General features: G+C 46.8%; 15 protein-coding genes. 2 read left to right on the top strand and 13 right to left on the bottom strand.

Going from position 1 to position 17,661, the window contains the following annotated elements:
• Positions 1 to 4 precede the first annotated feature (4 nt).
• The 8 genes from tmcD to B147_RS0113180 all read right to left on the bottom strand — a co-directional run bounded on the left by tmcD (position 5) and on the right by B147_RS0113180 (position 9,052).
• Positions 5 to 1,249: an electron transfer complex subunit TmcD gene (tmcD, locus tag B147_RS0113215; RefSeq protein ID WP_020587679.1), complete on the bottom strand. Its 1,245-nt coding sequence runs from the start codon at positions 1,247 to 1,249 to the stop codon at positions 5 to 7.
• 327 nt (positions 1,250 to 1,576) lie between these two features.
• Positions 1,577 to 1,987, bottom strand: coding sequence for an iron-sulfur cluster assembly scaffold protein (locus tag B147_RS0113210; protein WP_020587678.1), 411 nt, complete (start codon positions 1,985 to 1,987; stop codon positions 1,577 to 1,579).
• 189 nt (positions 1,988 to 2,176) lie between these two features.
• Entirely contained in the window at positions 2,177 to 3,100 is a 924-nt protein-coding gene (locus B147_RS0113205; protein WP_020587677.1) for a methylenetetrahydrofolate reductase, read from the bottom strand.
• Complete coding sequence (locus tag B147_RS0113200; RefSeq protein WP_020587676.1) at positions 3,100 to 3,789, bottom strand: methylenetetrahydrofolate reductase C-terminal domain-containing protein; 690 nt, start codon at positions 3,787 to 3,789, stop codon at positions 3,100 to 3,102. Before B147_RS0113200 ends, B147_RS0113205 begins: the two co-directional genes overlap by 1 nt.
• A gap of 110 nt (positions 3,790 to 3,899) precedes the next feature.
• The gene (locus B147_RS0113195) at positions 3,900 to 4,328 is read right to left on the bottom strand and encodes a hydrogenase iron-sulfur subunit (RefSeq protein ID WP_020587675.1); all 429 of its coding nucleotides are present in this window, start codon (positions 4,326 to 4,328) and stop codon (positions 3,900 to 3,902) included.
• On the bottom strand, positions 4,328 to 7,357 hold the full coding sequence (locus B147_RS0113190; RefSeq protein ID WP_020587674.1) for an FAD-dependent oxidoreductase: 3,030 nt from the start codon (positions 7,355 to 7,357) through the stop codon (positions 4,328 to 4,330). Before B147_RS0113190 ends, B147_RS0113195 begins: the two co-directional genes overlap by 1 nt.
• 581 nt (positions 7,358 to 7,938) lie before the next feature.
• The gene (locus B147_RS0113185) at positions 7,939 to 8,334 is read right to left on the bottom strand and encodes a cereblon family protein (protein ID WP_020587673.1); all 396 of its coding nucleotides are present in this window, start codon (positions 8,332 to 8,334) and stop codon (positions 7,939 to 7,941) included.
• The gene (locus B147_RS0113180; protein ID WP_020587672.1) at positions 8,312 to 9,052 is read right to left on the bottom strand and encodes an EI24 domain-containing protein; all 741 of its coding nucleotides are present in this window, start codon (positions 9,050 to 9,052) and stop codon (positions 8,312 to 8,314) included. Before B147_RS0113180 ends, B147_RS0113185 begins: the two co-directional genes overlap by 23 nt.
• A 155-nt stretch (positions 9,053 to 9,207) precedes the next feature.
• On the opposite strand from B147_RS0113180, the gene B147_RS0113175 reads away from it, so the two are divergent.
• Both B147_RS0113175 and B147_RS0113170 read left to right on the top strand, forming a co-directional pair.
• Positions 9,208 to 10,044: an aminotransferase class IV gene (locus B147_RS0113175; RefSeq protein ID WP_033397374.1), complete on the top strand. Its 837-nt coding sequence runs from the start codon at positions 9,208 to 9,210 to the stop codon at positions 10,042 to 10,044.
• Between the two features lie 11 nt (positions 10,045 to 10,055).
• Positions 10,056 to 10,400 carry an AF1514 family protein gene (locus B147_RS0113170; RefSeq protein WP_245569014.1) on the top strand — a complete coding sequence of 115 codons (345 nt, stop codon included), beginning with the start codon at positions 10,056 to 10,058 and terminating at the stop codon, positions 10,398 to 10,400.
• A gap of 155 nt (positions 10,401 to 10,555) precedes the next feature.
• Here the strand turns inward: B147_RS0113170 and B147_RS0113165 are convergent, their stop codons facing one another.
• From B147_RS0113165 to B147_RS0113140, 5 genes are all read right to left on the bottom strand, one after another.
• Complete coding sequence (locus B147_RS0113165; RefSeq protein ID WP_020587669.1) at positions 10,556 to 10,747, bottom strand: FmdB family zinc ribbon protein; 192 nt, start codon at positions 10,745 to 10,747, stop codon at positions 10,556 to 10,558.
• A gap of 180 nt (positions 10,748 to 10,927) precedes the next feature.
• Positions 10,928 to 11,596: a uracil-DNA glycosylase gene (locus B147_RS0113155; protein ID WP_020587667.1), complete on the bottom strand. Its 669-nt coding sequence runs from the start codon at positions 11,594 to 11,596 to the stop codon at positions 10,928 to 10,930.
• A 368-nt stretch (positions 11,597 to 11,964) separates the two neighbouring features.
• A complete protein-coding gene (mfd, locus tag B147_RS0113150; RefSeq protein WP_020587666.1) occupies positions 11,965 to 15,441 on the bottom strand; it encodes a transcription-repair coupling factor in 3,477 nt (1,158 codons plus the stop codon).
• An 80-nt stretch (positions 15,442 to 15,521) separates the two neighbouring features.
• Positions 15,522 to 16,409: a site-specific tyrosine recombinase XerD gene (gene xerD, locus B147_RS0113145; RefSeq protein ID WP_020587665.1), complete on the bottom strand. Its 888-nt coding sequence runs from the start codon at positions 16,407 to 16,409 to the stop codon at positions 15,522 to 15,524.
• 103 nt (positions 16,410 to 16,512) lie between these two features.
• Positions 16,513 to 17,661 (bottom strand): formylglycine-generating enzyme family protein (locus tag B147_RS0113140; RefSeq protein ID WP_020587664.1); only part of this gene is annotated, 1,149 nt, incomplete at its 5' end.

Raw genomic sequence — 17,661 nt, 5'->3', positions numbered from 1 at the left:
TTCCCTACACAGAGATGATGCTGCGTTTATATATCCCATTTTCAATACCCTTAACCAAGACCTTGTCATTGGCCGGCCCAAGCACAGGGTTCGTCATGTATTCATAGGGTCCTGCGACAACTTTGTCATTAACGTTGACATAGTATTTTCCCTGCTTTTCATAGCTTACGGCAACAAGAGATCCATCATCACTGATACAGGGTGAAAACATTTTATCGCAGGAAAGTTGAAATGCCTGATCGTTTTTTGCCAGCCCCCACATGCCCTTGTCTTTGAACACGGCAACCAGGGCAGAGCCGTCCTTTGAATGTACCATTTGCCTGACCATACCGTCCCATTCAAGGGTCCATGGGGTGTCATCCTGGGCTATGGTCCATTTCCCAAATTCAGGCGCCACAATGGCACACAAGGCCCCAGTAGCTGGATTTGAAGTCAGATGCCAGATATTTTCATAGCCGGTGGGCCATAATTGCCGGTCATCCTGGTATAAAAACCATTGTCCTTTGGTTCTCACAGGTGCTGCCACTTTATTCCCATCTTTGCAGAAAACCGGTTTCCATACAGCCGCAAAGCGGTTATCCCAGCACATACCATTTACCGCCACCCCGTAAGTTTGACGATCAAATCTGACAGCCCACGCAAGATTTTCACCACTGTTATCAAAATTAATGTCCCAGATATTATAAAAATGTTCATTGCCCGGCACACCGTTTTTAGCCACGGAAAAAAGTCCCTGGGAAAAAGCGTTTACGTCTGCGGCAGCCATGGATATCACCTGGACCACGGCAGCAGCGTCACCCGTCTCACTTAAGGTCATTCCCGTCATACTTTCAAAGGTCTCTTCCCAGGGTTCATTATTGACAACCATGCCGTATTCCATATCCTGCTGAAAAGCGATACTGACCTTTGAACCATCATAATTCCACTGCAAATCCCAAATAAAATCAAATTGGTTGGACCAAAGTACACCATCCATGATCAGCCCCCACTGCTCATCGCGGCACACGATGGCAGCCAACCGGTTGTCAGGCAATGCTTTCAGGCTCCATGCCTTTTCATATTCACCTTCCCACAAGTTTCCGTTGACACATATACCAAAGACCGCCTCATCAAGGTTGACAATACTTGCCAGGGACTCTCCGTCAGCAGAAATGCAGGGGTCCTCCACCCAGTTATATTGTGATTCCAACTTGTTAAAGGGAATTTCTTTAAGCGGGGTGCTCCAATCCCATGATTGTTTGGTTTTCATCTTGATCTCCCACTATGATTAGAACACCGGCCATGGGCCGGACTGGAAACATATAACTTATTGAATTTTAAACAGATCAGAACAAACCTGCGACATCGCACAAACACATACCCAATGATGCGATACAAGCGCAAAACCGCGAATCGGCTTCAGCTTTAATTTTGAATTTCTATGCGCTCTGCACCCCACGACTGTGCCCCTGACGGAGACCTTCGTTCCCCAAGATGAAAACCAACTACACAGAAAATCTTTTTATACTATTTCGTTGGGCCCCAATACGGAATTTAGTGCATGCGCTATTAACGACATGCTATAAAAAAACTAAAACTATTTGCTGCTTTTTTTCATGGCTTTTTTATTTTGGTAATCCGTCAACGCCAAATAAAACGCACCTACACAAAGCTCAGCGCAATGATAATGGTCTTCGGGCAAAGTCTGAAGATACGCTTTAACCATTTCGTCAGTAATATTCCATACATTTTCAACAGAATGCCCCTGGGCCAGACGTACCACGGTATTGCAGCATGCTGCCGTATATACGCAGCCGTCAAAGTCAAAGGAAATCGTACTTAAACAATTATTCTGGTCCACCATGATAAAGAACTCTACACTGTCTCCACATACCCCGGTCCGGGCCCCGTATCCATCCGGATTCTCAATCCGCTCCCTGGAACCTGCTTCATATGCCATTTCAATTAGTGTAAGAGAGTGAACATTCCAAAAATCCTGGCTTTCCATCAAAAGATAACTCCTTCAACCATTTGTTTTACCTAAACACTTCTTTGCTATCATGTTTATAAATACCATATTCCCATAAAATAAAAAACAGACCGGACAATAAATCCTGCCCGGTCTGCTTTTATTTTATACATAGTGAAGCAGTTGTGGCCTTGGGTCGGCAAAAACCGCTACATCAGCATATGTTTTTTAAACTTCAGGTCTGGGATGAAGGCCTGCGCCCTGTACTAGCTCAGGAACCTTTTCTTCCCATTCAATGGCCATAATATGGAACCCTTTTACGCCTTTGCATTCTTTGAGGCGCTGCATCTGCTCAATAGCCATCTTGATACCTTCTTCGGCTTGTTTGTCTTTATCCACACCGGCAAGGCGGTCAATGACTTCGTCAGGGATATCCATGCCAGGCACCTTGCTCTTCATGTATTTGGCCATACCCAGGGATTTCATGGGGGTGATACCGGCAAGAATAGCCACTTTCTCATCCAGGCCGCGGTCAACCACTTGTTTCATCCATTCTTCAAACTTAGCTGTGTTGAAGATACACTGGGTCTGGATAAAATCCACGCCGGCTGCCACTTTCTTGGCCAGACGCATAACACGCAATTCAAAGGGATCAGCAAAGGGGTTGGCAGCCGCACCAATGAACATTTTGGGCGGATCTGTAATATCTGCTCCACCCTGGAACTTGCCTTCATCGCGCATATCTTTGACCATCTTAATCATGTTGATGGAGTCAATATCATATACGGGTTTTGCCATGGGATGGTCGCCAAACTGGGGATGATCGCCGGACAAACAGAGCATGGTGTTGCAACCAAGGGCATACGCACCCAGAATGTCAGACTGCATGGCAAGCCGGTTTCTGTCCCGGGATACCATTTGGATAATGGGGTCAAGTCCCATTTGTTTAATAGCGATGCCGCCGGCAATGGAGGACATCCTGACCATAGCGGTCTGATTGTCCGTGATATTGATGCCGTCCACATAATCCTTGATCATGTTGGCTTTTTCTTTGATAACATCAAGATTGCAACCCCTGGGAGGACCCACTTCAGAGGTTACGGCCAGTTGGCCTGAGGCCAGTACTTTTTCCAGTCTGCTTTCAGTTTTCATTATTCAACGTCCTCCGTAATTTTGGATGATGCCAAATCCTCCCGGATAATTTTTCTGGGGCCGCCGCCGCCTGCAGGCCGCCAGTCTTTTGCCGCAACCAGTTCTTCATAGCGATCCTGAATACCCAGTTCAACCAAACGGTTCCAGATCAATTGCCATGCACAATCCACATCCGGGCTGATCTCACATTTACCATTGGAATTGCCGCCGCATGGACCGTTCATCAGGCTTTTTGAACAACGGGCAACAGGGCAAATACCGCCGGTAACGCCCAGCATGCAGTCGCCACAACCCATGCAGCGCTCGGCCCAGATACCCTGGCTTTCGGATGCGCCCATGAACTTGGTATTCACACCCGGAAAAACCGGAATCGCATAATTGACAGCAACGGTTTGAATCCCGCAGCCACAGGCCAGAGAAACAATAGCGTCCACTTGGCCGGCCAGGTCTTCGAGCTGTGCAACATATTCCGGATCGCACTGACGTTCCAAAGTATGTTCCAAGACTTCGATCTTTTTTCCCTCTTTGGCGCTGTTCAGCCGAATTGCGGAAGCCAGAAGTCCGACCTCTTTTCTGCCGCCTGCTGCACAAACGGTAACACATTCGTTGCAGCCGACCACAAGTATTTTTTCATAGGGCGCAATGTACCCGAGAATTTCCTGCAGGGGTTTTTGTTCTGCTGTTATCATGTTTTAATCTCCAAAAATTTTTATATAAAAAGTAACCCGTTAAATCTCTTTCATACGTTAGACACGACAAGCAAATACAACAAATCATTTAAATTGAATGAGCCACTTTATTAAACGGCTTTGCTTGTTGCCTGACTGACCGGGCTTGGCCCTAATGCTTTAATCTTTTCCGTAAATTCCGTGGCAGCCTGGGCAAATTTTTCACCCATACCTGCGGAAAAGCGCATCATGGCCACACGCTCGGGCTCCCACCCCAGAGTTTCCAGGGTTTTTTTGATGCTTTCCACATGGGCTGCGGCATGCACATTACCGTCTTTAAAATGACAGTCCCCTTCCAGGCAACCGGCCACATATACACCGTCAGCCCCTTTTTCAAGGGCTTTCATCAGGTGGATGGCGTCTACTTTGCCGGTGCAGGGCACGCGTATAATTTTTACATTGGACGGATATGAAATCCGTCTGGTGCCGGCCATATCTGCTGCGGTGTATGCACAATAATGACAGCAAAAGGCCACGATTTCAGGCTCAAAGTTACTCATTAGTTATACCTCTCAAATAAACCATCAAGTTTAGCCATTATCTGGTCATCTTCCCAAGCCGTTAACTGAATGGCCTTGGCCGGACACTCGGCCACGCAGATACCGCAGCCGCGACACTTGGCCGGATCAATTTCTGAATGCCGTTCAGTATTTATAAAAGGAACACCATATGGACAGGCTCTGACACAGATCAGGCAGACCGCACACTTAATCGGATCAACCGTGGCATAGGTAGCCGGTAGAGTAATCTCTTTAGTGGCTAGCAGGGTCCGGGCTCTGCCGGCAACGGCATGTGCCTGGGTGATGCTCTCACGGATCACCTTGGGAGAGTGGGCTGTACCGGCCACAAAGAAGCCGCGAAGCGCCATGTCAATGGGCTTGAGCTTCACATGGTCTTCTAAGAAAAAACCATCTTCGGTTTTGGGCAGATTAAACACACGTGCAAGTTTGTTTGTGGTCTCCGTATTTGCAACCAAACCGGTACTTAACGCCACGCAATCGGCTTCAATCTCAATGTCTTGCCCCAAAACAAAATCGTGGGTATGGACAATGGTTTTCCCGGCTTCTTCCCGGACAACGGGACGATGTTCCAGGTCAAAACGGATGAACTTGACGCCTTTATCCCGGGCTTCTTTGTAATAATCTTCCTGGAAACCATAAGTACGGATATCTCTGTACAGGACGAAGACGTCTATTTCCGGGTTGACTTGCAAGAGACGCAGGGCGTTTTTAATGGCAGCCTGGCAGCAGAGCCGCGAACAGTTGGGATTGTCCGCCTCCCTGGAACCGGCACACTGAATCATCACAACCTGTTCCATCTCCTTGATTTTTTCTGGATCATTTTCAAGGATGGCGTCAAGATCAAGCTGGGTCATAACCTTGCCGAGTTCGCCTAAGCCGTAGACGGCCGGACGGTTGGCTGTTGCGCCTGTGGCAAGGATGGTGACGCCGTGCTCAATTTGTTCATGGGCGTCAGCGGCGACTTGTTTAATGCCGGTGGAAAAATTGCCGGGCACGCCGTGGTGATCTGCCACAACAGCGTCAGTATAAACTTTTATGTTATCATGGTTCGAGACCTTGACCACAAGATCATGAACAAAGGCGGCTACGTCATCGCCTTCGATGGTTTGGGACAGGTTAAGTGCCTGGCCGCCAAGTACCGGGGCTTTTTCCACAAGATAGGTGAACGTACCCTGGTCCGCCAACTCAAGGGCGGATGTCATACCGGTTACGCCACCACCCACAACAAGGGCGCTTTGATTTGTGGGGAGCACTTTTTCAGCCAGGGGTTTTGCTGCTCTGACACCGGAAATACCCACCTGAACCAGCTGAAAGGCTTTTTCAAGGGCTTTGGCAGGGGCGTCATTATGTGCCCAGGCATTCTGGTCTCTTAAGTTGACAAGCTCAAGCAGGTAGGGGTTGAGTCCTGCACGTCTGAGCATATCCTGGAACATAATTTCCTGAATTCTCGGGGAACCGGAACCAATGACCACCCGATTCAGGTTTTGCTCCTTGATCAGGTTTTCAATTTTTTCCATGGATTCAAAGGAACAGCTCAATTTAAACGCTTCTGCCACAGCCACATCAGGATTGGTTTTGGCATTTTCCAGAAGTTTGTCGATATCCAGAGTCTGGCCGATTTCCCCGTCACAGTCAACAACAAAGAAACCGATTTTTGGATCTTCGCCTTCAACATCTCTTTGGGGCGGATAGAGGCTGCCTGGCTCATCAACAGATTCTTCGCTCTCTATGGCCGCGCCTGCGATGGAGGCCGCAGCTGATGCCTGAACCAAAGTTTCGGGAATATCTTTAGGGCTTTCAAAGACACCACAGACATACACACCGTCTTTGGAAGTTGTCACAGGATCCATGGTGCCGGATTTGGCAAAATTGTGCTCCGTTAGATCAATACCCAGCGTTTCTGCCAGATCAATGGTTTTCTGGTTGGGTCTGAAGCCTGTGGAGAGCACAACCATGTCAAATTCTTCATTCTCCATGGCTGACAGGTCTTCTCTGGCATAGGTAATCGCAAGCGATTTATCAGGCAATTCTGTGATGGTATGGGGTTTGCATCTGATCAAACGAATACCGAAATCTTCTTTGGCGCGGTTGTAATACTGTTCGTAATCCTTACCAAAGGTCCGCATATCCATAAAAAATATTGTGGTTTCAATATCATCACCAAAACGTTCCTTGGTCACCATAGCCTCTTTAAGGGCATACATGCAGCATACACTTGAGCAATAGGAAACATCGTTTCGGTTAATGCCCCTGGATCCCACACACTGTATCCAGGCCACTTTTTTCGGCCGCTGCTGGTCTGATTTTCTGACCAAATTACCCTGGAAAGGTCCAGATGCGGACATAATCCGTTCATATTCAAGACCGGGAACCACATTGTCAAATTTTCCACTGCCAAAATTATCCATAACGCTTGGATCAAACATTTCTGCGCCCACACTCAGGACGACAGATGCCGCGTTGATCTGGACTTCTTGTTCAGTGTCGTCTGGTACAATGGCCCCGGCTTTACAGACTGCCTTAAGTGCTTCGACATCATCTATCTTTTCCATATCAATGGAATAGGCATAGGGCGTCGCCTGGGGATACCGCATACAGGTCGGCGCTCTTGGGTCAAGTCCCGGGGTAAACCGGACGGCCTCTGGAAATTTTTTCAAACACTCACCGCAGGCAGTACATTTGTCAATGTCAATAAACCGGGGAGCGGTTTTTAATGTGGCCGTAAAATTACCGGCCTCTCCGGACAGGCTGGTTAGCTCTGTCATGGTGCTGACCTCAAGAAACTTTTCCCTAGTCGTTGCGGACAGATGAGGAGAAACTGTACACAAATCGCAATTGTTGGTTGGAAAAGTGCGGTCCAGCTGGGTCATTAATCCACCAATGGCATAGTCGGAATCAATGAGCAGGACCTTTTTCCGAGACTCGGAAAGATCAAGGGCTGCCTTGATGCCGCCAACGCCACCGCCAATGACGAGCACGCGTTTTTCGTCTTGTTTAATTTTTTGCATGTGTAACCTTAACGTTATCAGTTAATATCCATGTGTATCCATCTCCTGTAGACGTGTATCAGATACAAAAAAAACAGGCAATGGATGCTTTCTTGCCTAGATCATCAACGGATTGTGCCAATACCCTGCTGTACAACGCTGGAGACAGACGTGTATCCGTATGCCAACGATGTAACAGCGAAACGGTCATAAAATTGTCGGCTGTGGGTATCACAAAAGGGAGTACTGATATCTTCAAAAGAAATTATCGAAACAGCGAAATTCTTGAAAACAAGTTTTTTTCGAAAACTCATAGCCAATATCCCTATCTTATTTAAAGCTGCTCGATCTGGCATTGAGCAGTCAAAATTAGGTACCCTCAAGGCACGGTGGAACTGCTATCTACCTCTATTTTATTTAACCAAAGATTCTATAGCAGATAATAAATCACATGTAAAATGATTACTTATTAATACTGTAACAGCTTTGCAGATCATTATTTAAGGCTCTGCATCATTAAAAAAAACAACAACTCTTTTGTATTTTAGATAGTTGCTTGTCAATTTTATCCATATTGCAAGACTAAAATCGCAGTATGCGCGTTATGGAAAAATAAGATGGTCCAAAATCAGCCCATAAAATTCTGATCCCGACCCTTGCCCGACAGGCAAAAAAATCCATCCAAGATGAAACGTACAATTACGGCATATGCCTATGCACCAGTCATATCCCGGATACCATGTAAATTCACTGGATCTGGGTGATCCTTGGGCACAACCGGATGCTTGGGCAAAGCATCCGATCTCAAATACATGTCCGGCCGGATTGGCAAAGGTTTGGGAAAACCCTTGCCCCGTATGAACGGCAAATTCAGGTTTTGTCACAACAGCATTGCAGTTTTTGCACAAAATAACCGGGTCTATCGTTGGTTGAACCTTTGGTGCACTTTTTTCCTGGGTGTGCCGGTCTGTTTTTTTACAAATTAAATCCAGCATCATGTCGGTTTTTTTCTTTGTCTATATAATATAAGGTAGCGCCCACCGGGGCAAATGAAAGAAAAAGGATGTTGACCCAGGGCACAAGAAACAACAGGCCGAATCCAATATGGAAAAATAAATTTTTCTTTAGGAATTCAAACCGTTCTTTAAACGGCACCATGCGTCTGGCAGGGACAAGATCGGTATTGTCCCATGCCAGAAATATACCTGCCACCACCGATGATACGGCTATGATGGCAAGGCTTACAGGGGTAAACAGCCCGATAATCATCAGGGCGACCGATATCAGTATGGGCACCACAGCCCTGGGGATTTCCTGGCGAATCAGATACAAAAACACGCCGAATATTGATGTGTTGGCCCCCGGGGCTTCTTGTCCAAGCACCATGCGTTCTGTAATCCGGGACATATAATCCATGATGAAAACACAGAAAAAAATCTGAGAAATCAGATAGGAGGTCAGCATGGAAAAAGCCATCAATATAATAGTCAGAATCCAGGAGACAATGTGCCACAGCCAGATCAGCCATCGGGACTCGGGCATCTGCCATATCATGGAAAAGATGTCATTATGCCAGTAAAGCACCATGCCGGACAAAGCAAGGGCCAACAGCAAGACCACTGCAAATCTTATCAGCCCGAGCATTAAAAGAGATGGTGTTCTTAACGCCAGGATAACGCCCTTAATGTTATACTGAATACCTGCGATCAATCCCATGTTGTTTTTCTCCTTTGTCGAACCGGCCAAGCAATAATTTGCTTTCCGGCACTATTTTTGTTTTCCAATTGAAACATGCCCGGAGCGTGCGTATATTAAATACAGGTTTTTACTATACCTGGCTTTATTTTTCAATTTTACAAAAGGCATTTGCATTGAAAACAGTTTATGTGGACGGAAAATTTCTGCCCTGGGACAAAGCGGTGATTCCTGTGGACGATCTGGCTGTGCTCAGGGGCTATGCAGTTTGCGATATTATCAGAACGGTCGGGGGAAGGCCCTACTGCATTGATGCGCACATTGACCGCCTTTTCTCATCGGTCACAAAAATCGGTCTGACACCGGCATGGACCAAACAAGAGATCAAAGAGATCGTTCTCAAGGTGCTTGAAAAAAATTCCCATATGGATGAAGCCAATATCCGCATCCTTGTAACCGGGGGATCCAGCCCTGATTTCTTCAGCCCGGCGGATAATCCCAGACTGATTGTTCTGGCAACGGATATTCCTGCTCTGCCCGCCCTTTGGTATACAAAAGGCATCAAGGTGATCACCTTTTTCCAGCAGCGTGTACTCCCGGACGCCAAGGCCACCAATTACATCCCTGCCGTTCTGGCCTTAAAAGAGGCAAAAGCGCGAGGCGCTGTCGAGGCGTTGTATACGACCCGGGACAACATGGTTCTTGAAGGCACCACCAGCAATCTGTTTGCCCTGGTTGACGGCACTTTGGTCACACCTGAAAATGGGGTGCTCAAGGGCATCACCCGCAAAACCGTTCTGGACCTTGGGGCAAAGTTGTTTCCCGTCTCTGAACAGGATCTTTCCCTGGATACCCTGCTGTCTGCCCCTGAAGTGTTCATCACCGGGACCAACAAAGGCATCGTACCAGTGATCCAGGTGGATGACTATGTTATCGGCACAGGCCTGCCCGGTCCCGGCACCAAAGCTTTAATGTCGGCAATGAAAAATCAGCAGGGTGGCCTATCAATTTAAGCACCCGTCGTTTGACGGAAAATATTAAATGGATAATACAAGGTAAAATGGTACAAATCTTTTCAAATCCGGGCAACACCAGTCATGAAGTAATAGAAGAAACCGTAGATGATCCTTACCTTAGTTTTCAGCAGGCAGAAGCCTTAGCAAAAAAAATTGCACAAAAAAGATGCAAAAGCTGCATGATCCTGTCATGGAAAAATGGGAAGACAGGCGAATTTTACCCAACCCGTGAATGTGGCACACAAAAAAAGCCTGCGTGGATTTATTATGCCCAGGTAAGGGGTGCAAATCTGACCATTAATATTAATGACGGTGAATATATTTTCATGATCCTGACAATTGAGGATGTCTGATTGTTGCTTCCTGGGGGGGGGTACTTTTCAGTGCCGGAAGATACGAAGATACTGACGGGCCGCTGAAAAATGCCACGAGGGGGGGGGGCGGCTATGCCATCCCCGCATTGGGATCGCTTTTCTTAATCTTCAACCTGAAGATTCATTTACTGCGCTCATGACGGGCCATTGGGGAAAGGCGTTGCACAGGTGCCTATACTTGCACCCATAAAAGAGGATGCACTCAAATTTTTCTTAACATCTTTGCTTTTGCATTCAGGGCAAGTGATCCCCTTTTCTTCACCTGAAAAAATAACCCTTTCAAACTCTTTGCCACATTGTTTACACGTATATTCAAAAATGGGCATGGATAACCCTCCTCATGGATGAAATGATTGTTTTCATTGTTCTCTGGAATCAAGATAAGTCCTTCTTGCTGTTGATCAATGGCACAAGGAGAGAAGATGTGATAATTGCTGTGCATTCTATTTTCAGCTTTATCAATTCCAGGCTGATCCCAAGTTAAAGGATTGGGTATCGTCCACCTCCTATCCTTTTACAATTTTTAAAAACTGTTCCCGAAAACGCTCTGCGCCACCCATGGCAGGATGTCTGACTTTTTCTGTTTTTATACCTATTTCTCTAAGAGCCCCATCAGCTTTATTGCCAAGTGCTATGATTTTTTTGAAATCAAATGCTTGTAAAAGGGCTTCCAGAACCTGCGCCCCTTCCATCATCTCATTATTGGTAGGCGTCCTGTTGGACAACAAGCCTCTTGAATTTTTGTATGGATGCCAGGGAAAGGCATTCCAAAGAACAAAATTCCGTGTGTCCAATCCCTCACGGATCAACTTTCCCCAGACAATTGTTGCCGTCGGTTCGTTGAAACCATCCTTATGTTTCTTCGTGTTGCTTGTCCTGTAAAGTGGTGATCGGCATACATGATCAGGACAGATCCCTTGATTCGTTTTATGCCCCAGAATAATCCGTTCTGAAGTCATTGGAATGCCTGTAAAATGACCGCCTTGGTACCCCAACGCCTCTGCCAGAATCAGATATTCCGCGTTGGTACGTTCTTCCAGGTAACATTTCAGGTTCAACATTCTTTTTTCGGGAGCGGTTTTATCAATGTCATTTTCTTTATCAACCTCAACCCATGGATTGAAAATCTGTTTAGCTTTAGGTTTATGCAATAACTTAAAAAAATGGTTGATCATTCCTGGTTTCCCAATGACGATAACATTCCTTTTGTTCCCATTCATCTGACTGAAGGCCAAATAAAAAATCCAAACTACTCTTCTTCAATTATATATACACAATGCCAAATAATCCTCAATCTTCGAAAATCAAGCTCATGTTGAACTAATTCCGACGAACTTTTGAAAAATTGGGTGTTAATTTTAATTTGCTTAGTTAGCTGTTATTTATTACATGAGTCTCCATGTATTCATTTTCAGCTTTCCTTATAGCTTCAAATACTTTAATTAGACAGTAAAGCATGATGGATATTCCTCAACCAAACAAGTTTATCTGTTGTTTTCGATCATCTTTCATAACCACTTAGAAGTGAAAATGGACTTAAACGTTAAAAAATAGATGACAAAAGCTGCTTTGTCTCAAGCAACGCCCGTGAAATATTGCTGCGTTTGCGCCCAAGCTGGATGCGGACAGATGTTTTCTTGACAAACGTTGCATCTACTGTTTTTTTCAAAATGGTTTCAATGTCAGTCAAGGTGCGGGTCATATGGTCGGGGGAAAACTCCAGAACCAGGACATCCGGGGTAACATCCAGGCGTTTGACCCCGGCCTTGATGGCAAAAATTCTGAGCATAATCTTAAGCAGCATGTTTTCAGCAGGTTTGGGCAGTTTGCCATACCGGTCCACCAGTTCTTGTTTCATGTCTGCGATATCTGATACCCGGGTCAACCGGGACAGTCTCCGGTAAATTGTCAGGCGCTGCTCCACCGATTCAATGTAATCATCGGGGAACCCCGAAGACATGGATGCGTTGATTTCAGGCTCCAGGGGCTCGGTGACATGCTCGCCCTTCATATCTTTGACTGCGTTGTCCAAAAGTTTAAGAAACATATCATAGCCCACGGCGGCGATATGACCGGACTGGGAGGCGCCTAATGCGGTACCTGCCCCACGGATCTGGAGATCTTTCATGGCAATCTGGAATCCGGACCCAAGATCCCGGTGTTCCATAAGTGCAGCCAACCGTTTTCTGGCATCCTTGGTGAGCCGGGACTCATCTGAAATAAACAGATACGCATAGGCCTGGTCGTCCCCCCGGCCGATACGGCCGCGCAGCTGGTAGATCTGGGACAGGCCGAAACGTTCTGTCTTGTCTATGATCATGGTGTTGGCACTGGGAATATCCAGCCCCGATTCAATGATGGTGGTGCAGACCAGCACATTGATCTGCTGGTGAATGAACTGTTCCATCACCTTTTCAAGTTCGGTTTCGGACAATCTGCCGTGGGCCACACCAATCTTTGCACTGGGCACAAGTTTCTGTATATTTTCAGCCGTTTTGAAGATGGTCTTTATGTTGTTGTGAACAAAAAAGACCTGGCCCTTTCTATCCAATTCTTTGACAACAGCGTCCCGGACCACGGCATCTTCGTATTTGGTAATGTATGAAATTATGGGCTGACGATCAGCAGGCGGGGTGGTAATTACGGAAATATCACGCATACCGGTCAAAGACATGTGCAGGGTTCTTGGAATGGGTGTGGCAGACAATGCCAGGACATCCACCGCCGCCCGTTTCTCTTTTAATTTTTCCTTGTGCTTGACCCCGAACCGCTGCTCCTCGTCAATAACCAAAAGCCCCAGGGATTTAAACACCACATCCTTTTGCAACAGCCTGTGGGTACCAATGACAATATCCACTTTACCTGCGGCGGTTCGTTTTAAAATATCGGTCTGTTCTTTTCTTGTGCGGAAACGGGACAGACACTCGATAATAACCGGATAATCATTGAAACGGTCCCGGAAGGTATTCAAATGCTGTTCGGCCAGGATGGTGGTGGGCACCACCAACGCCACCTGTTTGCCGTCGTTCACGGCCTTGAACGCGGCCCGGATGGCCACTTCGGTTTTTCCATAGCCCACATCCCCGCAAACCAGCCGGTCCATGGGCATGTCCTTTTCCATATCCAGGTGGACATCATCTATGGCACGCAGCTGATCCTTTGTCTCTTCATAGGGGAAGCCGGCTTCAAAATCATTGTAGTAGTTATCCGGACGGCTGAACGAAAATCCTTTGGCCACCTTTCGACGGGCATACAGATCAAGCAGTCCTGCTGCCATTTTTTCAACTTCGGCCTTGGCCTTGGCCTTGGAATTTGTCCAGGACTTGGATCCTATTTTATCAAGCACGGGGGTGTAGCCGTCCACCCCGATATACTTGCCGATGACCTCCATTCTGTCTACGGGGACATAGAGCTTGTCATCATCCTGGTAAACCACCAGAATAAAATCTTGGGTAATGCCGGATACAGTAAGGCTGAAAAGGCCCTCATACCGCCCTACCCCATGTTCCAAATGAACCACAAAATCGCCGTTTTTAAGCTCTTCGGGGGCAATGAACTGCGCCTTTAAATCCCGTTTTGCCGACACCCTGCGGCGGATGCGTTTTCTGCCGAAAATCTCACCTTCGGTGACAATACTAAAATTTTCAAAGGCAGGAATAAAGCCGCTGCTTAACGTGCCCACGGTAAAATATAAACCGGGATTCATGCCGGAAAGGCTACTAAAATCCCGGCAAAATTGAGGTTCGATGCCGTAGGGCGCAAGCAGTGCGTTCAACCGCTTTGCCTGGGCATCCTGGCTGAGCACAAACAAAATATGTTGAACATCCTGCTGCTGTTGCCCAATCCATTCCACCAAAGGGGTTAAAGGCGTGGCGTCTTTTGTTCTGTTGCGCAAGGATTCCGACAAAGCCCGGTTGTCTGAACACTTCAGGGAAAGGACTTCTGCTTCCCCTTTGTCCTGTTCCAGCATGAGCGTTTTAAAACAAAGGGTTTTAGATGCAAAAATTTTTTCTTCGGCGGTCTGCCAGTCCCGGCAAATTGACTCCGGCGGCAGGCTTAATCGTTTTTCGTCAGCCAGGGCTTTAAAATTGAGCCTTAACCCGTCATGGAAATCCTTTGCCTTTTCGGGCAGCTCATCAGCTTCATCCAGGATAAAAAAAGTATTTTCCGGCAGGTAGTCGAACACGGTATCCAAAGAATCATACACAATGGGCAACATAGACTCAATGCCGTCAAACCGCCCTTTATCCCGGATCTGATTGACGTAATCCCGAATCCTGTCCGCCGTAAGCCCGGCCTTGTTTCCGGCCTTGCGTAGACGGGCCTGGACATGGGGCAGACTTTGTTTTGTAATCACCGCCTCTGTGGCCGGAACAATTATGGTTTCAGCAAGTTCCTTTGTGCCGCGCTGGGTATAGGGAGAAAAATAGCGTATGGATTCCACAAGATCCCCGAAAAATTCCAGGCGCACCGGCTGTTTCAGTCCCGGGGAAAATATGTCAACAATACCGCCCCTGACCGCATACTCACCAGGATCCTCAACAAGGGTGGAGCGGGTATACCCGCTTGCTTCAAGGTTTTCCAGTAAGCGGTCCCTGTCAATCTCTTCATTGGCCATGACCAGTTCAAAACTGCCGACCATCATGTCTTTGGGCATCAGAAAAGATAAAAGCGGATCAACATAAGTTACCAGAAGAAACCTGTCCCGGATGGTCTCACTAATTTTAAACAGTGCTGCAAGCCTTGAAGCGGATGTCTCTTTATGAAAAGAAATATTTTTGGCCCCCGGATAATGGCCTCCGGGGAAAAAAATGATGCGCTGCCGGTCGGCCGACACAAAAAATTGAAGGTCCGAAATAAAGGCTGCCGCTTTTTTTGCATCGGGCAAAACAACAACCAAAGGCTGGGTCAACCGGGAAAACATTTGGGCAATCATCCATGCTTTCGGGGCATAGTTATCACCCATGGCAAGCATGGTATATTTATTTTCTTTCAACGAATTTAATACAGCATCAATCATTTAAAGCCTCTGGGCATTTTTAAAACAAAGTTCGGAATTTATCATCCGGGTACCAAGTGTGCAAGCTATAAACTTTTTTATTATTTTCTAGGATGAAACTCTTGATGCATTTTAATCAGGTAATCCCGTGAAATATGGGTGTAGATTTGGGTGCTTGAAATATCGGAATGACCAAGCATGGTCTGGACCGACCGCAGGTCCGCCCCGCCCTCAATCATGTGGGTGGCAAAGGAGTGCCGCAGGGTATGGGGGGAGATAGGCCGGGCAATACCGGCAACAAGCGCATATTTTTTTATAATTTTCCAAAATGCCTGGCGGGTCATGGGCTTGCCTGCCCTTGCAACAAACAAAAAATCACTGGACAGCTGCTTTAATGCAAGGGGACGCCCCTGGTCCAGCCAAATTCTTGCCGCGTCTTTGGCCTTTGAACCAATGGGCACAATTCTCTCCTTGGCGCCTTTGCCCATGACCCGGACAAGCCCGGCATCCAGATTCACGTCAACCACCTTTAAAAAAACAAGCTCCGAGACCCGAAGCCCGGCCCCGTACATGATTTCCATCATGGCAAGATTTCTTTGTCCTTTGGGTGTTGTGATATCACAGGCGTTCAAAAGTGATTCCACTTCATTGACGGAGATGACACTCGGCAGATGCCGGCCGGTTTTGGGAATATCAATATCTTTTAAGGGGTTGACGGATATCAGTTTCTCTGCTGTCAGGTATTTATAAAATCCCCTGAGAGAGATCAGGTATCTGGCCCTGGATTTGGCTGACAGGCCCTGGCGGGTCAGATAAACCAGCCACCCAAGAATAGCTGCGGTGTCAGCATCTCCAAAATCCTCAATCCCATTATCAGACAGGTAATTCAGATATGATGCCAAATCTGTTCCATAGGCTGTAATACTGTTGGCAGAAAGTCCTTTTTCTATGGTTAGATGGTCCATATAGGTATCAACCAGTTCGTACATAAATTCACCATTTCATAATAAAATCACAACAAGTTATTGATTTGCCCCATATTTTGCCGAAAGCGACGCTTTGGAGATCCCCCATTACCCATCCCCATGGTGTTTACTGGAATAGTTCGGAAATACATCGAAATCCGATAATGTTGGCCGTGGTATCTGAAGGGAACAGGCCCCGGGAACTGATGGTGACCGAGTCCTTGGCATTCCAGGCCCCGCCTTTGGCTACATTAAACAACTTGGCTTTACGGGTGGCAAAGGGAGGCGGCTGGGTGTCGGCTGTCCATTCCATGACATTGCCGAGCATATCCGCCATGCCAAAACCATTGGCAGCATGGTCATAATCGTCCACAGCACTTGTGTCGGCAAGTCCTGAAGATTCAATGTTCAATAATTTCGGATCAAACTGATTGCCCCAGGGGTATTTTAAAGCCATATCCGTACGGGCGGCAGCCTCCCACTCGGCTTCCGTGGGCAGACGCCGTCCGATCCAGGAAGCGTAAGCAAAGGCATCTTCCACACTGATTTGAACCACAGGATGATTTCTTTTGCCATGAAGGGTGGAACCAGGGCCTATCGGCTGGTACCAGCAAGCGCCTTTAACCATGGAAGACCCGGCCTGTTTGCTCCAGATCACTTTTTCTCCCTCTTTCTTGAACCGGGAATGGTAAACCGTCCCAACCCTTTTTCTTTCGGCAGTGGTGACATATCCGGTCTGTTCAATAAAAATTTCAAATAACGCATTGGTCACCGGATATTTACCCATATAAACCTTGGGCATGTCAAAGGGCTGTAAAGCAAGACTGAATTTCAAGGATTTTTCCGTACCAATGGTATAGGAACCTGCGGGGATCGTGATATACGCATTAAATTTTTTTTCACGCTCTCCCAAGAAATCGTCAAACTGTTCGGCAAGCTCCCGGGCATTTCTAAACTCCTCCAGGGCTTTAAGCTCTTCTTCATCTAGTTCGTCAAGCTCTTCTAAGTCCTCATCTTCACCTAAATCAACTTCTTCTAATTCCTGATCCTCGTCAAGCTCAATGTCTTCTATTTCTTCAAGGGACTCATTATCATCGAGTTCAACATCTTCTATTTCCGTGTCCTCATCGATCTCTTCCAACTCTTCAAGGTCTTCATCCTCGTCAAGTTCGATATCCTCAATCTCTTGGTCTTCATCTATCTCTTCAATTTCTTCAAGTTCGTCATCATCAACCTCTTCTATGTCAACATCATCATCAATTTCCTCAACCTGCTC

Source organism: Desulfobacter curvatus DSM 3379 (genome assembly GCF_000373985.1).
GTDB classification, from domain to species: domain Bacteria; phylum Desulfobacterota; class Desulfobacteria; order Desulfobacterales; family Desulfobacteraceae; genus Desulfobacter; species Desulfobacter curvatus.
Note: the sequence above shows the minus strand (reverse complement) of the source record. Positions and strands in the feature narration are given on the sequence as shown.

Bases quoted from the DNA above. Each gene is read 5' to 3' on its own strand.
- B147_RS0113200 (WP_020587676.1), bottom strand. From the start codon at position 3,789: ATGATAACAGCAGAACAAAAACCCCTGCAGGAAATTCTCGGGTACATT.
- B147_RS0113180 (WP_020587672.1), bottom strand. From the start codon at position 9,052: ATGGGATTGATCGCAGGTATTCAGTATAACATTAAGGGCGTTATCCTG.
- B147_RS0113205 (WP_020587677.1), bottom strand. From the start codon at position 3,100: ATGAAAACTGAAAGCAGACTGGAAAAAGTACTGGCCTCAGGCCAACTG.
- B147_RS0113185 (WP_020587673.1), bottom strand. From the start codon at position 8,334: ATGATGCTGGATTTAATTTGTAAAAAAACAGACCGGCACACCCAGGAA.
- B147_RS0113155 (WP_020587667.1), bottom strand. From the start codon at position 11,596: ATGATCAACCATTTTTTTAAGTTATTGCATAAACCTAAAGCTAAACAG.
- B147_RS0113210 (WP_020587678.1), bottom strand. From the start codon at position 1,987: ATGGAAAGCCAGGATTTTTGGAATGTTCACTCTCTTACACTAATTGAA.
- B147_RS0113165 (WP_020587669.1), bottom strand. From the start codon at position 10,747: ATGCCCATTTTTGAATATACGTGTAAACAATGTGGCAAAGAGTTTGAA.
- B147_RS0113195 (WP_020587675.1), bottom strand. From the start codon at position 4,328: ATGAGTAACTTTGAGCCTGAAATCGTGGCCTTTTGCTGTCATTATTGT.
- mfd (WP_020587666.1), bottom strand. From the start codon at position 15,441: ATGATTGATGCTGTATTAAATTCGTTGAAAGAAAATAAATATACCATG.
- xerD (WP_020587665.1), bottom strand. From the start codon at position 16,409: ATGTACGAACTGGTTGATACCTATATGGACCATCTAACCATAGAAAAA.
- B147_RS0113190 (WP_020587674.1), bottom strand. From the start codon at position 7,357: ATGCAAAAAATTAAACAAGACGAAAAACGCGTGCTCGTCATTGGCGGT.
- tmcD (WP_020587679.1), bottom strand. From the start codon at position 1,249: ATGAAAACCAAACAATCATGGGATTGGAGCACCCCGCTTAAAGAAATT.